Origin of the sequence: Luteimonas huabeiensis HB2 (genome assembly GCF_000559025.1) — a bacterium.
In the GTDB taxonomy this organism is placed as follows: domain Bacteria; phylum Pseudomonadota; class Gammaproteobacteria; order Xanthomonadales; family Xanthomonadaceae; genus Luteimonas; species Luteimonas huabeiensis.
On record NZ_JAAN01000014.1, the window covers coordinates 313664 to 331119 of the forward strand.

At 72.9% G+C, this 17456-nt stretch carries 21 protein-coding genes; 10 read left to right on the forward strand and 11 right to left on the reverse strand.

Annotated features, from left to right (window positions below):
- The first annotated feature begins 36 nt into the window (after positions 1-36).
- Positions 37-432, forward strand: coding sequence for a DoxX family protein (locus tag Z164_RS0105410; RefSeq protein ID WP_024889713.1), 396 nt, complete (start codon positions 37-39; stop codon positions 430-432).
- Between the two features lie 40 nt (positions 433-472).
- On the opposite strand, the gene Z164_RS20050 is transcribed toward Z164_RS0105410, so the two are convergent.
- The 3 genes from Z164_RS20050 to Z164_RS0105425 all read right to left on the reverse strand — a co-directional run bounded on the left by Z164_RS20050 (position 473) and on the right by Z164_RS0105425 (position 2576).
- On the reverse strand, positions 473-946 hold the full coding sequence (locus tag Z164_RS20050; RefSeq protein ID WP_024889714.1) for a DUF4426 domain-containing protein: 474 nt from the start codon (positions 944-946) through the stop codon (positions 473-475).
- Positions 939-1790, reverse strand: coding sequence for a pyrroline-5-carboxylate reductase (proC, locus tag Z164_RS0105420; RefSeq protein ID WP_024889715.1), 852 nt, complete (start codon positions 1788-1790; stop codon positions 939-941). The genes Z164_RS20050 and proC overlap by 8 nt, the downstream gene beginning before the upstream one ends.
- Positions 1791-1859: 69 nt before the next feature.
- Positions 1860-2576, reverse strand: coding sequence for a YggS family pyridoxal phosphate-dependent enzyme (locus Z164_RS0105425; protein ID WP_052338356.1), 717 nt, complete (start codon positions 2574-2576; stop codon positions 1860-1862).
- A 176-nt stretch (positions 2577-2752) separates the two neighbouring features.
- On the opposite strand from Z164_RS0105425, the gene Z164_RS0105430 reads away from it, so the two are divergent.
- Both Z164_RS0105430 and Z164_RS0105435 read left to right on the forward strand, forming a co-directional pair.
- Entirely contained in the window at positions 2753-3790 is a 1038-nt protein-coding gene (locus Z164_RS0105430) for a type IV pilus twitching motility protein PilT (protein WP_024889717.1), read from the forward strand.
- Between the two features lie 141 nt (positions 3791-3931).
- Positions 3932-5062, forward strand: a complete 1131-nt coding sequence (locus Z164_RS0105435; protein ID WP_024889718.1) for a PilT/PilU family type 4a pilus ATPase — start codon at positions 3932-3934, stop codon at positions 5060-5062.
- Here the strand turns inward: Z164_RS0105435 and Z164_RS0105440 are convergent.
- Positions 5019-5957 carry a DUF72 domain-containing protein gene (locus Z164_RS0105440; protein WP_081770080.1) on the reverse strand — a complete coding sequence of 313 codons (939 nt, stop codon included), beginning with the start codon at positions 5955-5957 and terminating at the stop codon, positions 5019-5021. The two genes, Z164_RS0105435 and Z164_RS0105440, sit on opposite strands and share 44 nt — an antisense overlap.
- A 246-nt stretch (positions 5958-6203) precedes the next feature.
- On the opposite strand from Z164_RS0105440, the gene Z164_RS0105445 reads away from it, so the two are divergent.
- The 5 genes from Z164_RS0105445 (at position 6204) to Z164_RS0105465 (ending at position 9521) form a co-directional block, all read left to right on the forward strand.
- Positions 6204-6824, forward strand: a complete 621-nt coding sequence (locus Z164_RS0105445) for a superoxide dismutase (protein ID WP_024889720.1) — start codon at positions 6204-6206, stop codon at positions 6822-6824.
- A 125-nt stretch (positions 6825-6949) separates the two neighbouring features.
- Positions 6950-7408, forward strand: a complete 459-nt coding sequence (locus Z164_RS20055) for an FKBP-type peptidyl-prolyl cis-trans isomerase (protein ID WP_043689322.1) — start codon at positions 6950-6952, stop codon at positions 7406-7408.
- Positions 7409-7502: 94 nt separating this feature from the next.
- Positions 7503-8069 (forward strand): YqgE/AlgH family protein, encoded by a 567-nt coding sequence (locus Z164_RS0105455; protein ID WP_024889721.1) that lies wholly within the window; start codon positions 7503-7505, stop codon positions 8067-8069.
- Positions 8066-8524 (forward strand): Holliday junction resolvase RuvX, encoded by a 459-nt coding sequence (ruvX, locus tag Z164_RS20060; protein ID WP_043689323.1) that lies wholly within the window; start codon positions 8066-8068, stop codon positions 8522-8524. The genes Z164_RS0105455 and ruvX overlap by 4 nt, the downstream gene beginning before the upstream one ends.
- Before the next feature lie 46 nt (positions 8525-8570).
- Complete coding sequence (locus Z164_RS0105465) at positions 8571-9521, forward strand: aspartate carbamoyltransferase catalytic subunit (protein WP_024889723.1); 951 nt, start codon at positions 8571-8573, stop codon at positions 9519-9521.
- Positions 9522-9897: 376 nt separating this feature from the next.
- Here Z164_RS0105465 and Z164_RS0105470 read toward each other — a convergent pair whose 3' ends face one another.
- The 5 genes from Z164_RS0105470 to Z164_RS0105490 all read right to left on the reverse strand — a co-directional run bounded on the left by Z164_RS0105470 (position 9898) and on the right by Z164_RS0105490 (position 14643).
- The gene (locus Z164_RS0105470) at positions 9898-10719 is read right to left on the reverse strand and encodes a carboxylesterase family protein (protein ID WP_043689410.1); all 822 of its coding nucleotides are present in this window, start codon (positions 10717-10719) and stop codon (positions 9898-9900) included.
- A 25-nt stretch (positions 10720-10744) separates the two neighbouring features.
- Positions 10745-12106, reverse strand: a complete 1362-nt coding sequence (mgtE, locus tag Z164_RS0105475) for a magnesium transporter (protein ID WP_024889725.1) — start codon at positions 12104-12106, stop codon at positions 10745-10747.
- Between the two features lie 117 nt (positions 12107-12223).
- Complete coding sequence (gene ptsP / locus Z164_RS0105480; RefSeq protein WP_024889726.1) at positions 12224-13939, reverse strand: phosphoenolpyruvate--protein phosphotransferase; 1716 nt, start codon at positions 13937-13939, stop codon at positions 12224-12226.
- Positions 13939-14208, reverse strand: a complete 270-nt coding sequence (locus Z164_RS0105485; protein ID WP_024889727.1) for an HPr family phosphocarrier protein — start codon at positions 14206-14208, stop codon at positions 13939-13941. The genes ptsP and Z164_RS0105485 overlap by 1 nt, the downstream gene beginning before the upstream one ends.
- 42 nt (positions 14209-14250) lie before the next feature.
- Positions 14251-14643, reverse strand: a complete 393-nt coding sequence (locus Z164_RS0105490) for a PTS sugar transporter subunit IIA (protein WP_024889728.1) — start codon at positions 14641-14643, stop codon at positions 14251-14253.
- A 189-nt stretch (positions 14644-14832) separates the two neighbouring features.
- Here Z164_RS0105490 and Z164_RS0105495 point away from each other — a divergent pair, with 189 nt between their 5' ends.
- Together Z164_RS0105495 and Z164_RS0105500 are read left to right on the forward strand one after the other, a co-directional pair.
- Positions 14833-15171, forward strand: a complete 339-nt coding sequence (locus Z164_RS0105495) for a hypothetical protein (RefSeq protein WP_024889729.1) — start codon at positions 14833-14835, stop codon at positions 15169-15171.
- The gene (locus tag Z164_RS0105500; protein ID WP_024889730.1) at positions 15171-15494 is read left to right on the forward strand and encodes a hypothetical protein; all 324 of its coding nucleotides are present in this window, start codon (positions 15171-15173) and stop codon (positions 15492-15494) included. The genes Z164_RS0105495 and Z164_RS0105500 overlap by 1 nt, the downstream gene beginning before the upstream one ends.
- Before the next feature lie 24 nt (positions 15495-15518).
- On the opposite strand, the gene rapZ is transcribed toward Z164_RS0105500, so the two are convergent.
- Together rapZ and hprK are read right to left on the reverse strand one after the other, a co-directional pair.
- Positions 15519-16385 carry an RNase adapter RapZ gene (rapZ, locus tag Z164_RS0105505; RefSeq protein ID WP_024889731.1) on the reverse strand — a complete coding sequence of 289 codons (867 nt, stop codon included), beginning with the start codon at positions 16383-16385 and terminating at the stop codon, positions 15519-15521.
- Positions 16382-17341: an HPr(Ser) kinase/phosphatase gene (gene hprK, locus Z164_RS0105510; protein ID WP_024889732.1), complete on the reverse strand. Its 960-nt coding sequence runs from the start codon at positions 17339-17341 to the stop codon at positions 16382-16384. The genes rapZ and hprK overlap by 4 nt, the downstream gene beginning before the upstream one ends.
- Positions 17342-17456 lie beyond the last annotated feature (115 nt).

A 17456-nucleotide genomic window follows, 5' to 3' on the forward strand; every position in this document is an offset into this window, starting at 1 on the left:
ATGGCGGGCCTCTTTCCCCGTTTCCCGGAGCGCGCGATGAACCAGGCGGCCATGCAGGATCTCGGGCGGCTGCTGCTGCGGCTGGCCGTCGGCGTGCTGGTGCTGCTGCACGGCCTGGCCAAGCTGCGCCACGGCGTGGACGGGATCGAGGGCATGCTCGAGGCGCGCGGCCTGCCCGGCGCGCTGGCCTACCTGTCGCTGGTCGGCGAGGTGGTCGCGCCGCTGATGCTGATCATCGGCCTGCACGCGCGCATCGGCGGGGCGATCGTCGCGATCAACATGCTGGTCGCCATCGCCCTGGTGCACATGCGCGAGCTGGGCCGGTTGAACGACAGCGGCGGCTGGGCGCTCGAGCTGCAGGCGATGTTCCTGGTCGGCGCGATCGTGGTCGCGCTGATCGGCCCGGGGCGCTACTCCGCCAACCAGCGCTGATCCGTGGGCGCGGCCGGCATCGCGGGCGTCCCGCGCGCGGCTACGGGTAGAAGTCGCGGCTGAACTGCAGCGCCAGCGGCCGGCCGCTGGCGGCCTGCACCTCGATGTGGAAGCGCAGCGTCTCCGGCGGCACGATGCGCACGACGCCGATGTGGTCGGTCAGCGCGCCCGAGGCCACCTCGCGCAGCGCGATCGCGGTGCGCACGCCGCGCAGGTCGATGGCGTTGGCGCTCACCCGCGCCGGCACCGCGGTTTCGGCGGCGCCTTCGCCGCGGCGCACGCCGACCATCAGCAGCAGCGCGCGCGGGTGGCGTTCCACGCCGTACTCGCGCGCCACCGCTTCGCCGATCGCCATCGTCGGCACCACGCTGGCGCGTACGGTGAGGTCGTCGCTGCGGGTCACCGCTTCCTCGCGGGCGCGCGCGGCGTGCCCCTCCGGCGGCGTCGGGGCGATGCCGCAGGCGCCCAGCGCGAGCGCCAGCAGGCCGGTCGCGGCGGCGCGGCGGTCAGTCATGCAGCGCCGAGAGTTCGCCGCCGCGGCGCTGCGCGGCCGCCACCGCGGCGGCGACCAGCCGGCGCAGGCCGCCGGCCTCGAACGTCTCCAGCGCGGCCTGGGTGGTGCCGCCGGGCGAGGTGACCTGCTGCCGCAGGGTCGCCGGCGATTCCCCGGATTCGGCCAGCATGCGCGCCGCGCCCAGCAGGGTCTGCTGCACCAGCAGCCGGGCGGTCTCCGCCGGCAATCCCTGCGCGCGGGCCGCGTCCTCCAGCGCCTCGGCCAGCAGGAACGCATAGGCCGGTCCGCTGCCGGAGACCGCGGTGACCGCGTCCATCAGCGCCTCGTCCTCGATCCAGGCGGTGCGGCCGGCCGCCGCCAGGATCGCTTCGGCGCGCGCGCGGCCTTCCGCATCGACCTGCGCATTGGCGCACAGGCCGGTCATGCCGGCGCCCAGCAGCGCGGGCGTGTTCGGCATCGCCCGCACCGTGGCGGTGCCGTCGCCCAGCCAGCGCGCCAGCTGCGCCAGGGTGATGCCCGCCGCGATCGAGACCGCCAGCGGCCGCTGCGCGCGCGCCAGCGCCGCCAGCCCGCTGCAGACCTCGCGCATCGCCTGCGGCTTCACCGCCAGCACCCACACCGGCGCGCCGTCGGCGGCCGCCGCGGCATCGGCGAAGACCTGCACCCCGAAGTCCGCCGCCAGCGCCCGGCGCTTGCCCTCGTCCGGCTCGGCGACGCGGATCGCCGCCGCCGGCAGGCCGCCGCCGACCAGGCCGCCGATCAGGCTGCGCGCCATGTTGCCGCCGCCGACGAAGGCGACGTGGTCGGGATTCGGGCGTCGGGCGTCGGGCGTCGGCACGGACATGAGCGGATGCGGGGGCGGCGGGTGGGCGGGCACCATAACAAAGAGGCCCGCCGGGGCGCCCGCCGGGGGTCAGCCGGGCGCCGGGCGCGGGGGCCGAGCGCCGAACAGCGCGGTGCCCACGCGCACCAGGGTCGCACCCTCGGCGATGGCCTGCTCCAGATCGTCGCTCATGCCCATCGACAGCGTGTCGATGCCCGGCGCCTGCGCGGCGAGCGCGTCGAACAGCGCCTTCATCCGCGCGAACGCCGGGCGCCGCCGCTCCGGGTCCGGGTGCGGCGCCGGGATCGCCATCAGCCCGCGCAGGCGCAGCGCCGGCTGCGCGGCGATGGCCTCGGCCAGGGCGGGCACGTCGCCCGGGCGGCAGCCGTGCTTGCTCGCCTCGTCGTCCACGTTGACCTGGATCAGCACCTCCAGCGGCCGCGCCCGGTCGCGGTGGCGGGCCAGCGCGGCGACCAGCGAGGGCCGGTCCACGGTCTGCACCCAGTCGAACAGCCCGGCCGCCTGGCGCGCCTTGTTCGACTGCAGGTGGCCGATCAGATGCCATTCGATGCCGGGCCCGGCGCCCGGGATCTTGCGCGCGGCCTCCTGCACGTAGTTCTCGCCGCAGGCGGGGCGGTCCTCGCCGGCGGCGCGGCGCAGCGCGCACAGCGCGCGCAGTTCCTCGGCATCGCGGGTCTTGCCGACCGCCAGCAGCCGCGGCGGCGGCCGGCCGGCGGCGAGGGCGGCGCGTTGGATCCTGTCTGCGACGGCCTGCAGACGTTCGGCGAGCGGGCCGGTTTGGTTCATGTCGGCGATGCGGCGGCGCGGGCGAAGACCGCGGACGCCGGCGGGTTCCGGTGTGCGGGGAGGCGGCTATACTGCTTCACGGGGTGGGGCGGGCGCCAGGCGAACGGCGCACCGGCCCGGATCGCGCGGCCGCCTGCGGCGGCTCGGACAGGCATCAGGGCACCAGGGGACATTCGATGGACATCGCCGAGCTGCTGGCGTTCTCGGTCAAGAACAAGGCGTCGGACCTGCATCTTTCCGCGGGCCTGCCGCCGATGATCCGCGTCGACGGCGACGTGCGCCGCATCAACATCCCGGCGCTGGACCACAAGCAGGTGCACGCGCTGGTCTACGACATCATGTCGGACAAGCAGCGGCGCGACTACGAGGAGTTCCTCGAGGTCGACTTCTCGTTCGAGATCCCGGGCCTGGCGCGCTTCCGCGTCAATGCCTTCAACCAGAACCGCGGCGCCGGCGCGGTGTTCCGCACCGTGCCCTCGGAGGTGCTGACGCTGGAGGACCTGGGCTGCCCGCCGATCTTCCGCCAGCTCATCGACCAGCCGCAGGGGCTGATCCTGGTCACCGGCCCGACCGGCTCCGGCAAGTCGACCACGCTGGCGGCGATGGTCGACCACATCAACAAGCACGAGTACGGGCACATCCTCACCATCGAGGACCCGATCGAGTTCGTGCACACCGCGCAGAAGTGCCTGATCAACCAGCGCGAGGTGCACCGCGACACCCACGGCTTCAACGAGGCGCTGCGCTCGGCGCTGCGCGAGGACCCGGACTACATCCTGGTCGGCGAGATGCGCGACATCGAGACCATCCGCCTGGCGCTGACCGCCGCCGAGACCGGCCACCTCGTGTTCGCCACCCTGCACACCTCCAGTGCGGCCAAGACCATCGACCGCATCATCGACGTGTTCCCCGCCGGCGAGAAGCCGATGGTGCGCTCGATGCTGTCGGAATCGCTGCGCGCGGTGATCTCGCAGGCGCTGCTGAAGAAGGTCGGCGGCGGCCGCACCGCGGCCTGGGAGATCATGGTCGGCATCCCCGCCATCCGCAACCTGATCCGCGAAGACAAGGTCGCGCAGATGTACTCCGCGATCCAGACCGGCCAGCAGCACGGCATGATGACGCTCGACCAGCACCTCCAGGACCTCGTCAAGCGCGGCCTCGTCACCCGCGCCCAGGCGAAGGACTACGCGAAGGACAAGCGCATCTTCGAGTGAGGGGCTGGGGGGGGCAGGGGCCGGAGGCCAGGGGCCAGGGGCCAGGGGCCAGGGAAAAGCGGAAGCCGCTCCCGATCCTGCGTGTGCTTTTCTCTGACCCCTGACCCCTGACCCCTGACCCCTGACCCCCGGAGTTCCGTCATGAGCAGCATCGACTTCACCTCCTTCCTCAAGCTGATGGCCCACCAGAAGGCCTCGGACCTGTTCGTGACCGCAGGGCTGCCGCCGTCGATCAAGGTGCATGGCCGGATCTCGCCGATCACCCAGAACCCGCTCACGCCGCAGCAGGCGCGCGATCTGGTGCTCAACGTGATGACCCCGCCGCAGCGCGAGGAGTTCGAGAAGACCCACGAGTGCAACTTCGCCATCGGCCTGTCCGGCGTCGGGCGCTTCCGCGTCTCCTGCTTCTACCAGCGCAACCAGGTCGGCATGGTGCTGCGGCGGATCGAGACCCGCATCCCCACGGTCGAGGAGCTGAACCTGCCGCCCATCGTCAAGACGCTGGCGATGACCAAGCGCGGCATCGTGATGATGGTCGGCGCCACCGGCACCGGCAAGTCGACCACGCTGGCGGCGATGATCGGCTACCGCAACCAGAACTCCACCGGCCACATCATCACCATCGAGGATCCGATCGAGTTCGTGCACAAGCACGAGGGCTGCATCATCACCCAGCGCGAGGTCGGCATCGACACCGACAGCTGGGAGGTGGCGCTGAAGAACACCCTGCGCCAGGCGCCTGACGTGATCATGATCGGCGAGGTGCGCACCCGCGAGGGCATGGACCACGCCATCGCCTTCGCCGAGACCGGCCACCTGGTGCTGTGCACGCTGCACGCCAACAACGCCAACCAGGCGATGGACCGCATCATCAACTTCTTCCCCGAGGACCGGCGCGGCCAGCTGCTGATGGACCTGTCGCTGAACCTCAAGGGCGTGGTGGCCCAGCAGCTGCTGCCCACGCCCGACGGCAAGGGCCGCCGCGTGGCGCTGGAGATCCTGCTCGGCACCCCGCTGGTGCAGGACTACATCCGCGAGGGCGAGATCCACAAGCTCAAGGACGTGATGAAGGAATCCACCAACCTCGGCATGAAGACCTTCGACCAGAGCCTGTTCGAGCTGTACCAGGCCGGCGAGATCTCCTACGAGGACGCCCTGCGCCACGCCGACTCCGCCAACGAGGTGCGCCTGCGCATCAAGCTGGCGCAGGGCGGCGACGCGCGCACCCTCAGCCAGGGCTTGGACGGGGTGGAGATCTCGGAGATGCGCTGAGGATGCCCGCGCCGGGACGGTCCTCGCCCAGCCGCCGCGCCAGCGCCTGCGCGTCGAACGGCGCGTGGGCCTTGATGTCGTTGTCGAAGTAGCAGTACACGTCGCGCGGGATGCGCGGCACCCTGGCGGGGCCGGCGCGACGGGCGCCGCGCGGCTGCGCGCCGCGGGCCCAGGCGGCGATGCGGCGGGCCCAGTCGTCCAGCGCGGCGTCGCCGTAGCCGCTGGCGTAGAGTGCCTCGTCGCCGTGCAGGCGCAGGTACATGAAATCGGCGGTCGCGTCTTCCAGCAACGGCCAGCGGCCGGCGGTATCGGCGACCACCAGGGCGACGCCGTACTCGCGCAGCAGCGCGATGAAGCCCGGGTCGCGGAAGCTCTCGTGGCGGATCTCCAGCGCGTGCCGCAGCGGCCGCACCGGGCCGTGCGGCAGCGCCGTGCGCCCGGTCATGCGCGCGCGCTCGCGCCGGCGCGCCAGCGCCAGCGCCTGGCCGGTGTCGCGCGGCAGCAGCCGGAGGAAGTCGCGGAGGCGCGCCTCGTCGTAGCGGAAGTTCGGCGGCAGCTGCCACAGGATCGGTCCGAGCTTCTCGCCCAGGTTCAGCAGCCCGGAGGCCAGGAAGTTGGCCAGCGGCGGCCCGGCATCGCGCAGGCGCAGGTGGTGGGTGATGTAGCGGTGGCCCTTGACCGCGAAGACGAAGTCGTCCGGCGTCTCCTGGCGCCAGCGCGCGAAGCGCTCGGGGCGCTGCAGCGCGTAGAAGGTGCCGTTGATCTCGATGCTGGCCAAGGCGCGCGAGGCGTACGCCAGCTCGTGCCGCTGGGCGAGTCCGCGCGGATAGAACACCCCGCGCCAGGGCGCGTAGCGCCAGCCGGAAATGCCGATACGGATGCGCGCGGCGGTCACGGCGGGCGGCGCGACGGTGCGCGGCTGTCGGCGAGGGCGCGCGGCAGGGGCATGGCCGGCTCCGGCGGGCGGGAGGCCGAAGCTTCGGGCCGCCGGCGGCCAGGGCGGGTGAACGCCGCCGGGCGGCGCGCGGGCTGGAGTGCGGTCGAGGTTGCGTGGAAAGCAGCGTGCGACGCGGTTGATCCCTTTTTTACCCCGTGCGCGGCACAATGGGCGCCCTGTTCAGAACCGGACTGGAACCTACCGATGGCTCACACCCTGCCCGATCTCCCGTACGCCTACGACGCGCTCGAGCCGCACTTCGACAAGCAGACGATGGAGATCCACCACACCAAGCACCACCAGACCTACGTCACCAACCTCAACGCCGCGGTCGAGGGCACCGAGTACGCCGATACGCCGGTCGAGACGCTGATCGCCGACATCGACGCGCTGCCCGAGAATATCCGCAAGGCGGTGCGCAACAACGGCGGCGGCCACGCCAACCACTCGCTGTTCTGGACCGTGCTGTCGCCGCAGGGCGGCCAGCCGACCGGCGAAGTCGCCAAGCGCATCGACAGCGACCTGGGCGGCTTCGACAAGTTCAAGGAGGACTTCTCCACCGCCGCCAAGGGCCGCTTCGGCAGCGGCTGGGCATGGCTGACCGTGGACAAGGACGGCAAGCTGGCGATCGAGGACAGCGCCAACCAGGACAGCCCGCTGATGAAGGGCATCGGCTCCGGCAACACGCCGATCCTGGGCCTGGACGTGTGGGAGCACGCCTACTACCTGAAGTACCAGAACCGGCGCCCGGACTACATCGCCGCGTTCTTCAACATCATCGACTGGAACGAGGTGGAGCGCCGCTACCAGGCCGCCCGCGCCTGAGCCATCGCTTCCGTGATGCGTGTCGCAACGCCGGGCCCCGCCCGGCGTTGCGCTTTGCGCGCCGCGCTTGCGCCGCCCGCCGGCGCGCGCAAAGATTCGGGCCCGCCCTTCGTGCAGGCAGGTCCATGGAAATCGCCTATCGCCGGGTCGGCACCGTCCACTTCACGCTGCGGGACGAGTCCGGCCGAAAGATCACCAGTACCCACGGCCACCGGCCGCTGGTCTACCTGCACGGTACCGGCACCGTGGTGCCAGGGCTGGAGGAGGCGCTGGAGGGGCGCTCGCCCGGCGACCGTTTCGAGGTCACGGTGCCCCCGGAGCGCGGCTTCGGGCCGCGCCACGAGGCGCTGGTGCAGTCGGTGCCGCGCGAGGTCCTGCAGGCCTCGGCGGAACCCGTGGTCGGCCAGAAGCTGAAGGCGGAGACCACGCGCGGGCCGCTCGAGGTGGTCGTCACCGCGATCGACGGCGATACCCTCGTCGTGGACGGCAATCATCCGCTGGCCGGTCGCACCTTCGTCGCCGAGGTCGAGGTGGTGGACGTGCGCCTGGCCACGCCTCACGAGTTGCAGTTCGGGCTGGGGTGAGCCGCGGCGACGCGCGGAAGACCGGGCGGCGGCCGGGGCCCGCGGCGGGCGCCGCGACCTGGGCCGTGGGCGCCGCACCCTCTAGAATGCGCGCATGCCCCCCGATCCCACTCCGCTCGCCAACCAGTTGCTGATCGCGCTGCCGGCGCTGTCCGACCCCCACTTCTCCCGCAGCGTGGTGCTGATCTGCCAGCACGACGCCGATGGCGCGATGGGGGTGATCGTCAATCGGGTCTCCGAGTACACCGTGGGCGACGTGCTGGAGCAGATGGACATCGAGGGCGGCGACGCGCTGCTGCGCGCGCAGCCGGTGCTGGCCGGCGGCCCGGTGCACCCCGAGCGCGGCTTCGTGCTGCACGATGGCGAGCGCGGCTGGGATTCCAGCCTGCGCGTGGCCGACGGCCTGTACGTCACCACCTCGCGCGACGTGCTCGAGGCGATCGCGCGCGGCGACGGCCCGCAGCGCGCCGCCGTGGCGCTGGGCTGCGCGGGCTGGGGCGCCGGGCAGCTGGAGCACGAGCTGACCGAGAACGCCTGGCTCACCGCGCCGGCCGATGCCGAGCTGCTGTTCGCGCTGCCGCTGGACGCGCGCTGGGAAGCGGCCGCCGGCCGCATCGGCGTCGACATGCAGCGCATGGCGGACTACGCGGGCCACGCATGAGCGGCGCCATCCGCCCCGACGGTACCGTGCTCGGCTTCGACGTCGGCGCGCGGCGGATCGGCGTGGCGGTGGGCAGCCGCTTCGGCCACGGCGCGCGCGCGCTGGCGGTGATCGACGTGCGCGACGACGGCCCGGACTGGCGCGCCATCGACCGCCTGCGCGAGGAGTGGAAGCCGGACGGGATCGTCGTCGGCGATCCGATGACCCTCGAAGGCGGCGACCAGCCGAACCGCCGTCGCGCCCACGGTTTCGCCCGCGAGCTGCGCGACCGCTACCGCCTGCCGGTGCTGCTGATGGACGAGCGCGCCAGCTCGATCGAGGCCGCGCAGCGCTTCGCCGACGCGCGCGCGCAGGGCCGCCGCCGCCGCCGCGACGCCGCCGCGCTCGACGCCGTGGCCGCGGCGATCATCGTCGAACGCTGGCTGGCCGCGCCCGACGACGCGGTGCCGGTCTGACCTTTCCCACGACGCGCCGCTGCCGCGCCCGACACGACCCCACGCCATGACCGAACAGCTCGATGCCCAAGGCCGCCTGCGCCACCTGCTCACCCTGGAGGGCCTGCCGAGATCGGTCCTGGAGCGGTTGCTCGACCGCGCGCAGGCGATCGCCGAGCGCGGCGCCGGCGCCGCGCCGCTGGCCGGGCGCGCGGTGTGCACGCTGTTCTTCGAGCCGTCCACGCGCACGCGCATGAGCTTCCAGCGCGCCGCGCAGCGGCTGGGCGCGGACGTGCTGAACTTCGACGCCTCCACCTCCTCCACCACCAAGGGCGAGACCGCGCGCGACACCCTGAAGAACATCGAGGCGATGGGCGTGCACGGCTTCGTGGTCCGCCATGCCGACAACGGCGCGGTCGATGCCCTGGCCGCGGCCGCGGCGCCCGGCACCGCGCTGGTCAACGCCGGCGACGGCCGCCATGCCCATCCCACCCAGGGCCTGCTCGACATGCTGACCCTGCGCCAGGCCAAGGGCGCGGATTTTTCCGCGCTGCGGGTGGCGATCGTCGGCGACATCCGCCACTCGCGGGTCGCGCGCTCCGACCTGCACGCGCTGCGCACGCTCGGCATCGGCGAGGTCCGCGCCTGCGCGCCGGCCGCGCTGCTGCCCGACGACGCCACGCTGGACGGCTGCGCGCTCTACGACGATCTCGACGCCGCCCTGGACGGCGTCGACGCGGTGATGATGCTGCGCCTGCAGCGCGAGCGCATGGAGGAAGGGCTGGTGCCCTCGCTGGAGGCCTACCACGCCGCGTACGGCCTGACCGCGGCGCGGTTGCGCCGGGCGGCGGCGGACGCGGTGGTGCTGCACCCAGGGCCGATGAACCGCGGCGTGGAGATCGACGACGAGGTCGCCGACGGGCCGCAGTCGCTGATCCTGCGCCAGGTCGCCAACGGCGTCGCGGTGCGCGCGGCGGTGCTGGAAGCGCTGCTGGGCGATCCGCCGGCAGCCGCGTAGCGCGGAGCGCCATCGGCCGGTCCGAAGTGGGACTGGCACGAATCGGGTTGCCGACCTGTTCCGGCCGGTCGAAATCGCTTCGCCCCCGTTCGGACTGGTGCGACCGCCTGCCGTGACCGCCGGCCCCAGGCTGTATCGAGATTCAGCGGGGAAAGCCGCTTCCTTCCTCGTGAGCGCGGCCTATGCTGTCTTTTCCTTCCCCCGCAAGCGGGGGAAGGTGCCGAAGGCGGATGGGGGCGCGCCGCAGGCGTGCAAAAGCAGCCCTCATCCGGCGCTGCGCGCCACCTTCTCCCGCTTGCGGGAGAAGGGACAGCATGCGCCCGCTTGCGGGAGAAGGGGGGCCGCTTCGGCGCTGCCGGTGGACGGCCGATGCGCCCTAGTTCGCGGGGTTCCGCCGCTGCGCGAACAGCCAGGCCCACAGCGCCGGGGTGGCGTAGGCGGGGTCCCAGCTGTTGTGGTTGGCGTCGGGGAACTCGGTGTAGCGCACGTCGGGCGCGCCGGCGGCCTGCAGCGCGGCGTACATGCGCCGCGATTGTTCCGGGCGCACCAGGTCGTCGCGCGCGCCATGGAAGATCCAGGTCGGGATCGCGGACAGGCGCTGCGCGGTGGCGGCGTAGGGATCGGCGGCGCCGGCCACCGCGTACACGCGCAGCGTGGGGCGGCCGGGGTAGGGCGGGGTCATGCCGCCGCACACCGGCACCAGCGCGGCGAAGCGGCCGGGCTCGGCCAGCGCGAGCTCCCAGGTCCCGTAGCCGCCCATCGAGATGCCGGTCAGGTAGGTGCGCGCGCGGTCGCCGCCGAACTCGCGCGTGGCGGCTTCCAGCGCGGCCAGCGCGATCGGCGCGCCGTCGCTCCACTCGGTGCCTTCCGCCGCCTGCGGGAACACCACCAGCGCCGGGAAGTCGCTGGCGTGCTGGCGCAGATACGGGCCCAGGCCGACGCGGGTCGGCTTGTCGCCGTCGTCGCCGCGCTCGCCCGAGCCGTGCAGGAACAGGATCACCGGCGGCTCGCCGCGGCGATGGCCGGCGGCGGGCACGAACACCCGATAGGCGTGGCTGCGGCCGTCGAGTTCGAGGGTGCGCTGGACGAAGGCGCCCGTGGACGGGGCCGGCGAGGTGGCGCAGGCGGACACGAGCAGGCCCAGGAGCGGCAGTGCGGCCCATCGCAGCAGGCGGCGCGGAGCGGGGAGCGAAGGCATGCGCGCAAGCATGCCCGCGAATCCTTCAGCGCACCAGGATCAGCGTCGCCAGGCCGAGGAAGCTGAAGAAGCCCATCACGTCGGTCACCGCGGTGACGACCACGGTGCCGGCCACGGCCGGGTCGATGCGCATGCGCTTCATCGCCAGCGGCACCAGCACGCCGGCGAGCGCGGCCGAGCAGAAGTTGATGACCAGCGCGGCGGCGATCACCAGCGACAGGTCCCAGTCGCGGAACCAGACCAGCGCGACCAGGCCGACCAGCCCGCCGATCAGCAGGCCGTTGATGAGCGCGACGCGGATTTCCTTCCACAGCAGGATGCCGGCGTTGCTGGCGCCCACTTGGCCCAGCGCCAGGCCGCGCACCATCAGCGTGAGCACCTGCACCGAGGCGTTGCCGCCGATGCCGGCCACGATCGGCATCAGCACCGCCAGCGCCACGATGCGCTCGATGGTCGCCTCGAACTGGCCGATCACCGAGGCGGCGAGGAAGGCGGTGACCAGGTTGATGCCCAGCCAGACCACGCGCCCGCGCACCGCGCGGCGGATCGGCGAGAACAGGTCCTCGTCCTCGTCCAGGCCGGCCGCGCCCAGCGCCTGGTGCTCGGCCTGCTCGCGGATGATGTCGACCACGTCGTCGATGGTGATCCGGCCCAGCAGCACGTTGCCGTCGCCGACCACCGGCGCCGAGACCCAGTCGTGGTCGGAGAACTGCCGCGCCACCTCCTGCGCCGGCTCGGAGACGTGGATCGCGGTCAGCGAGTCGTCGATGAGCTGGTTGATCGGCGTGCCGGGCTCGCGGGTGACCAGGTCCTGCAGCGCCACCCAGCCCATCAGCTGGTGGCGGCGGTTGACCACGTACAGATGGTCGGTCTGCTCGGGCAGTTCGCCGCGCAGGCGCAGGAAGCGCAGCACCACGTCCACGGTGGTGTCGGCGCGCACGGTCACCACGTCCGGGTTCATCAGGCGGCCGGCGGTGTCCTCCTCGTAGGAGAGCGCCTGTTCCAGCCGCTCGCGGTTCTCCCGGTCCATCGACTTCAGCACTTCGTCGATGACCGTGTCCGGCAGGTCCTCGACCAGGTCGGCGAGGTCGTCGATGTCGAGGTCCTCGACCGCGGCGACCAGCTCGTCCGGGTCCATGTCCGCGATCAGGCTCTCGCGCACCTCGTCGCCGACGTGCAGCAGCACCTCGCCGTCGTCGTCGGGATCGACCAGGCCCCACACGACCATGCGCTTGTCGTGCGGCAGCGATTCGAGCAGGTTGCCGATCTCGGCCGGCGACAGCGTGTGCACCAGCCGCCGCACCGGCCCCAGCCGGCCGCTGTCGAGCGCGTCGGAGAGCAGACGCAGCTGGCGCGCGGTCTTGTCGTGGCGGGCGTTCTCGGCCATGGGGGCTTCCGGCGGCGTCGTGCCCGTGAGGCGCGACAGGTCAGGCGTTCATGCGCGCATTATCGCCCGAGCCGGGAGCGCTGCCCATCTCGGCCGGCGGCGACGACGGGCCGGGCTTCAGGCGCAGCGCGCCATCCAGCGCTCGATGCCGGCGCGGTCGCGCGCGCGCAGCAGGGCGCCGGCGCGCCGGCGCAGCGCGCCCAGGTCGGCGTTGCGGATCGCTTGCCGCACTTCCAGCAGCGTGCCCGGATGCAGGCTGAATTCCTCCAGCCCCAGCGCCAGCAGCAGCGGCGCGAACAGCGCATCGCCGGCCACCTCGCCGCACACCGCCACCGGCTTGCCGCGGCGCCGGCCGAGCTGGATCACCTCGTGCAGCACCCGCAGCACCGCGGGGTGGAGCGGGCTGTAGAGATCGCCCAGCGCGTCGTTGTCGCGGTCGGCCGCGAGCAGGTACTGGATCAGGTCGTTGGTGCCGATCGACAGGAAGTCCAGCATGTCGATGAAGCCGGGCAGCGCCAGCGCCGCGGCCGGCACCTCGATCATCGCGCCGAGCGGGATCTCGTCGGCGATCTCGTGCCCCTCGGCGCGCAGGGCCTCGCGGGTGCGCTGCAGCAGCGCCGCCACCCGCTGCATCTCCTCGCGGCGGGCGACCATCGGCACCAGGATGCGCAGCGGGCCGTAGCCGGAGGCGCGCACGATCGCGCGCATCTGGGTGGCGAACACCTCGCCGCGCGCCAGCGACAGCCGCACGCCGCGGCAGCCCAGCGCCGGGTTGGGCTCGCGCTGCAGGGCCAGCCCGGTGCGGTCGGCCTTGTCGGCGCCCAGGTCGAGCGTGCGGATGGTCACCATGCGCCCGGTCATGCCCAGCACGGCGTCGCGATAGGCGGCGAACTGCTCGTCCTCGTCGGGCAGGCGGTCGCGCTGCAGGAACAGGAACTCGGTGCGGTACAGGCCCACGCCCGCCGCGCCGAGCGCGTGCGCCTCGGCCACGTCCTGGCGCGACTCGGCGTTCGCGTACAGGCGGATGTCGACGCCGTCGAGCGTGCGCGTGGGCTCGCGCCGCAGCCGGTGCAGCTGCTGGCGCTCGCGCTTCTCCTCGCGCTTGCGCGCGCGGTAGGCGCGCAGGTCGGCCGCGCCGGGCGCCACGACGACGTGGCCGGCGCCGCCGTCCACGACCAGCACGTCGCCGTCGTTGATGTGCTGCAGCACGTCGGCGGCGCCCACCACCAGCGGCAGGTGCAGGCTGCGGGCCAGGATCGCGCTGTGCGAGAGCTGGCTGCCGCCCGAGGTGACCACCGCCAGCACGCCCTCTTCCTGCAGTTGCGCCAGTTCCGAGGGCGCCACGCTGTCGGTGACCAGGATCTCGCCGGCGGTGCCGCGCACCGCGGCGTCGCCGCGGTGCAGCGCGGCGTGCAGCCGGCCGATGACGTGGTCGATGTCCTCGATGCGGCTGCGGAAATAGTCGTCGTCCATGCCCTCGAAGACCGCCGCCAGGCGGTTGCGCTGCAGGCGCAGGGCGTAGTCGGCGCTGTAGCGCTCCTGGCGGATCAGGGCGTCGAGGCCCTGCAGCAGTTCGGGATCGTCCAGCAGCAGCGCATGCAGGTCGAGGAACTCGCCGATCTCGTGCGCCAGCGCGCCTTGCAGCCGTTCGCGCGCGGCGAGCAGCTCCGTGCGCACCGCCGCCATCGCCGCGTGCAGGCGCGCCAGCTCGGCCTCCACCGCGGATGCCGCGATGCGCTCCTCGGACACGTCGAACACCGCCGGCAGCCGCACCCGCGCATGGCCCAGGGCGTTGCCCCGGGAGGCGCCATGGCCGACGAAGGCCCGGCGCATCAGCTCTCCTCGTCGAAGCGCCGCTCGAACAGCTCGGCGACCGCCTCGGCCGCGGCCGCCTCGTCCTCGCCGTCCACCCGCAGCGTCACCGGCGTTCCCGGGCCCGCGGCCAGGAGCATCACCCCCATGATGCTCTTGGCGTTGACCTCGCGGCCCTTGGCGATGAGGGTCGCGCTGCACTTGTAGCCGGACAGCAGCTGCACCAGGCGCGCGGTGGCCCGGGCATGCAGGCCCAGGCGGTTGGACACCACCAGTTGTCGCTCGATCATGCGCCGCCTCCCGGTCGTGCCGGACGCGCGGGCGCGCCGTGCTCATGCATCGTCATGGATCACCCCGATGCGGGCGCCGGCGGCGGCCACCGCCGGCATCTCCTGCAGGCCCAGCTCCGGATAGTTCATCACCCGCAGCAGCATCGGCAGGCTCAGGCCCGAGACCCGGCGCACCGGCGTGCCCAGCCGGGCGACGCGGGCGGCGAGGTTGGACGGCGTGGCGCCGTAGAGGTCGGTCAGCACCAGCACGCCGGCATCGCCGTCCACGCTGCGCAGCGCGGCGCTGGCGGCCGGCAGCAAGGCGTCCGGGTCGGCGTCGAACGGCACCTCGAACGCGGCGGTCTTCAGCGGCAGGCGGGCCAGCAGCCGCTGCGCCACCGCAAGCAGCGCGGTGCCGATGCCTGGATGGGTGATGAGAAGGACGCCGACGGCCATCGCCACACGTTAGCAGACGCCCATGGCATTCCGGAAGCGGTTTTGCGCTGGTCGTTGCACGATCGCGACAATGGACGGGCGCTTCGGGGCGCCTGGACCGCGCCTACAGGGTACGCCCCAGGTGGCGGCCGATCGGCGCCGCGCAGCAGACTGCGCGTGCGGGGCGCTTCCCGCGACCGAGGAGCCGCCATGTTCGATTCCATCGCCAGCAGTCTGTCCAACCTGACCGGCCACTTCGCCGGCAATCTGCTCGATCGCGTCCTCGATCTGGCGCCGGGCCTGGTCACCAACCTGCTGTCGACCGCGGCCAACACGGTGCTGCCGGGCTCGGGCGTGCTCGCCCAGGCGATCGGCGGCCCGATCGTCGGCGCCGGCTTCGATGCGGTCGAGACGCTGGCGCGCGATGCGCTGCTGCCGGCCGCGAGCGGCGCGCTGGGGCAGGCCGGCGATCTCGGCGAGTTCGGCAATTTCGCCGCCTCGCTGGCCGGCACCTTCCTCGGCGGCGTGCAGCAGGGCTGGAACGGCTGATGCGCGACGAGGCCTGGCGCAAGCGCCGGGAGTGGGCGGAATCGGTGACCGGCCTGCGCGACATCGACGCCATCACCGAGGACGACCGCGAACGGCTGGTGCGCGAGTACGACGACATGCAGCAGGCGGTCCAGCAGGCGATGCAGGCCGCGGCGCCGGAGTTCGCGCGCCGGGTCCGCGAGGAGGGGCGCGAGGCGGCCGAGGCCTGGATGCACGCGCGGATGCACGCGCTGGGGGTGGAGCGCGGCGAGCGCCTGCGCCGGGCGCTGTCGCAGCTGAGCATCGCCGACCAGCTCGAACTCGACCGTCCCGCCGCGCCGTAGACGCGCGGCGGTCGCGGGCGATGCCTAATCCAGTTCGCGGTGGTAGGTCGCCACGTCCTCCCAGCCGCGGTCGCGCGCGTGCGCGGCCAGCTTCTCGGCCAGGTACACGGAGCGGTGGCGGCCGCCGCTGCAGCCGAAGGCGACGGTGACGTAGCTGCGGGTGCCCGAGCGCATGCGCGGCAGCCAGGTGTCCAGGAAGCCGGCCACCTGGGCGAAGTACTCGCCGAATTCGGCGCTGTGATCCAGGTACTCGCTGACCTCGGGGTCGCGGCCGGACAGCGGGCGCAGGCGCGGCTCCCAGTGCGGGTTCGGCAGGCCGCGCGCGTCGAACACGAAGTCCGCATCGCCCGGCACGCCGCGGCGGTAGGCGAAGGACTCGAACAGCAGCGACAGCTCCGAGTCGCCGAGCCCCAGTTCCGTGGTCACCCGCCGCCGCATCTGGTGCACGTTGAGCTCGGAGGTGTCGATGACCGCATCGGCCAGCATGCGCAGCGGCCTGAGGATCTGCCGTTCCTGCGCGATCGCATCGGCCAGCGACAGCCCGCGGTGGCTGAGCGGGTGGCGCCGGCGGGTCTCGGCATAGCGCTTGATGAGCACCGGGTCGGCGGTGTCGAAGAACACCAGCCGCGGATCGAAGCCGAGCGCGCCCACCGCCGACAGCCAGCGCGGGATCCGCGACAGGTGCTGGTGGCGGTTGCGCACGTCGATGCCCACCGCCAGCTTCTGCGGCGTCTCCGCCTCGCGCCCCACGCTGCGCACGAAGTCGGGCAGCAGGTCGGCGGGCAGGTTGTCGGTGCAGTAGTAGCCGAGGTCCTCCAGCGTCGCCAGGGCCACGGACTTGCCGCTGCCGGACATGCCGGTCACCACGACCAGGGTCGGCAGGTCGCTCATGGCAGCCCCCGCTCGAGGAAGTGCGAATGGCGGGCCAGGAAGGCCGCGGCCGGGTCCACGCCCTTGGCGCGCAGGATGTGGGTGCGCGCGGCCGCCTCGGTCAGCACCGCGAGGTTGCGCCCGGGCATGACCGGCAGGGTGATCATCGGCACCTGCAGGTCGAGCACGGCGCGCGAGCCGAGGTCGCCGGTCAGCCGTTCCATGCCCTCGTGGTGCGGGCTGGGCTCGTAGTGGTCGGGCTTGGCGAGGTGGACGATCAGGCGCAGGTACTTGTTCCGCTTGACCGCGGTGTCGCCGAACATCTCGCGGATGTTGAGCACGCCCAGCCCGCGCAGCTCCAGCAGGTCCTGCAGCAGCTCCGGGCAGGTGCCGTCGAGCACGTCGGGCGCGATCTGGGTGAACTCGGGCGCGTCGTCGGCGACCAGGCGGTGGCCGCGGGTGATCAGCTCCAGCGCCAGTTCGCTCTTGCCCGAGCCCGATTCGCCGGTGATCAGCACGCCGATCGAGTAGATCTCCATGAACACCCCGTGCAGCGTGACCCGCGGCGCCAGCACCCGCGCGAGGTGGTACTGCAGGTGGTTGAGCAGTTCGTGGCCGCGCCGCGGCGAGACCCACAGCGGCGTGTCGGAGTCCTCCGCCGCCTCGCGCAGGTCCTCGGGGCAGGCCTGGTTCTTGCTGATCACCAGCGCCAGCGGGCGGAACTGGGTGATCTTCTCGATCGTTTCCCAGCGCTGGCGCGAGTCCAGCGCGTCCAGCCAGGCCAGTTCCTCGGTGCCGAGGATCTGCACCTTGTTGGGATAGATGATGTTGAGATAGCCGGCGAGCGAGGGGCGCCGGGCCACGGTTTCGACCGCTTCGATCTGGCGGGTCTGGCCCTGTTCGCCGGCGATCCAGCGCAGCGCGAGCCGTTCCTGCTGCTGGTCGAAGAGATCCTGCGCGGAGAGACTTGCGTTCATGCGGCCGGGCGCCCCTGTGAGTCGACGGTCCGCCGCGGCTGCCGCCGCGCGCCGCAGGCCGATGGCCCGCGTGCGCACGCGCAACCGCACGGCGAACGCGGGAGGGTACCCGCAG

What these genes read in the sequence shown, in the direction of transcription:
- mgtE (WP_024889725.1), bottom strand. Translation starts at nt 12,106, where the DNA reads ATGGCCGAGAACGCCCGCCACGACAAGACCGCGCGCCAGCTGCGTCTG.
- Z164_RS0105445 (WP_024889720.1), top strand. Translation starts at nt 6,204, where the DNA reads ATGGCTCACACCCTGCCCGATCTCCCGTACGCCTACGACGCGCTCGAG.
- rapZ (WP_024889731.1), bottom strand. Translation starts at nt 16,385, where the DNA reads ATGAGCGACCTGCCGACCCTGGTCGTGGTGACCGGCATGTCCGGCAGC.
- Z164_RS0105410 (WP_024889713.1), top strand. Translation starts at nt 37, where the DNA reads ATGAACCAGGCGGCCATGCAGGATCTCGGGCGGCTGCTGCTGCGGCTG.
- Z164_RS0105490 (WP_024889728.1), bottom strand. Translation starts at nt 14,643, where the DNA reads ATGGCCGTCGGCGTCCTTCTCATCACCCATCCAGGCATCGGCACCGCG.
- Z164_RS0105465 (WP_024889723.1), top strand. Translation starts at nt 8,571, where the DNA reads ATGACCGAACAGCTCGATGCCCAAGGCCGCCTGCGCCACCTGCTCACC.
- Z164_RS0105455 (WP_024889721.1), top strand. Translation starts at nt 7,503, where the DNA reads ATGCCCCCCGATCCCACTCCGCTCGCCAACCAGTTGCTGATCGCGCTG.
- Z164_RS0105485 (WP_024889727.1), bottom strand. Translation starts at nt 14,208, where the DNA reads ATGATCGAGCGACAACTGGTGGTGTCCAACCGCCTGGGCCTGCATGCC.
- ruvX (WP_043689323.1), top strand. Translation starts at nt 8,066, where the DNA reads ATGAGCGGCGCCATCCGCCCCGACGGTACCGTGCTCGGCTTCGACGTC.
- Z164_RS0105430 (WP_024889717.1), top strand. Translation starts at nt 2,753, where the DNA reads ATGGACATCGCCGAGCTGCTGGCGTTCTCGGTCAAGAACAAGGCGTCG.
- Z164_RS20050 (WP_024889714.1), bottom strand. Translation starts at nt 946, where the DNA reads ATGACTGACCGCCGCGCCGCCGCGACCGGCCTGCTGGCGCTCGCGCTG.
- Z164_RS0105470 (WP_043689410.1), bottom strand. Translation starts at nt 10,719, where the DNA reads ATGCCTTCGCTCCCCGCTCCGCGCCGCCTGCTGCGATGGGCCGCACTG.
- Z164_RS20055 (WP_043689322.1), top strand. Translation starts at nt 6,950, where the DNA reads ATGGAAATCGCCTATCGCCGGGTCGGCACCGTCCACTTCACGCTGCGG.
- Z164_RS0105495 (WP_024889729.1), top strand. Translation starts at nt 14,833, where the DNA reads ATGTTCGATTCCATCGCCAGCAGTCTGTCCAACCTGACCGGCCACTTC.
- ptsP (WP_024889726.1), bottom strand. Translation starts at nt 13,939, where the DNA reads ATGCGCCGGGCCTTCGTCGGCCATGGCGCCTCCCGGGGCAACGCCCTG.
- hprK (WP_024889732.1), bottom strand. Translation starts at nt 17,341, where the DNA reads ATGAACGCAAGTCTCTCCGCGCAGGATCTCTTCGACCAGCAGCAGGAA.
- Z164_RS0105500 (WP_024889730.1), top strand. Translation starts at nt 15,171, where the DNA reads ATGCGCGACGAGGCCTGGCGCAAGCGCCGGGAGTGGGCGGAATCGGTG.
- Z164_RS0105425 (WP_052338356.1), bottom strand. Translation starts at nt 2,576, where the DNA reads ATGAACCAAACCGGCCCGCTCGCCGAACGTCTGCAGGCCGTCGCAGAC.
- Z164_RS0105435 (WP_024889718.1), top strand. Translation starts at nt 3,932, where the DNA reads ATGAGCAGCATCGACTTCACCTCCTTCCTCAAGCTGATGGCCCACCAG.
- proC (WP_024889715.1), bottom strand. Translation starts at nt 1,790, where the DNA reads ATGTCCGTGCCGACGCCCGACGCCCGACGCCCGAATCCCGACCACGTC.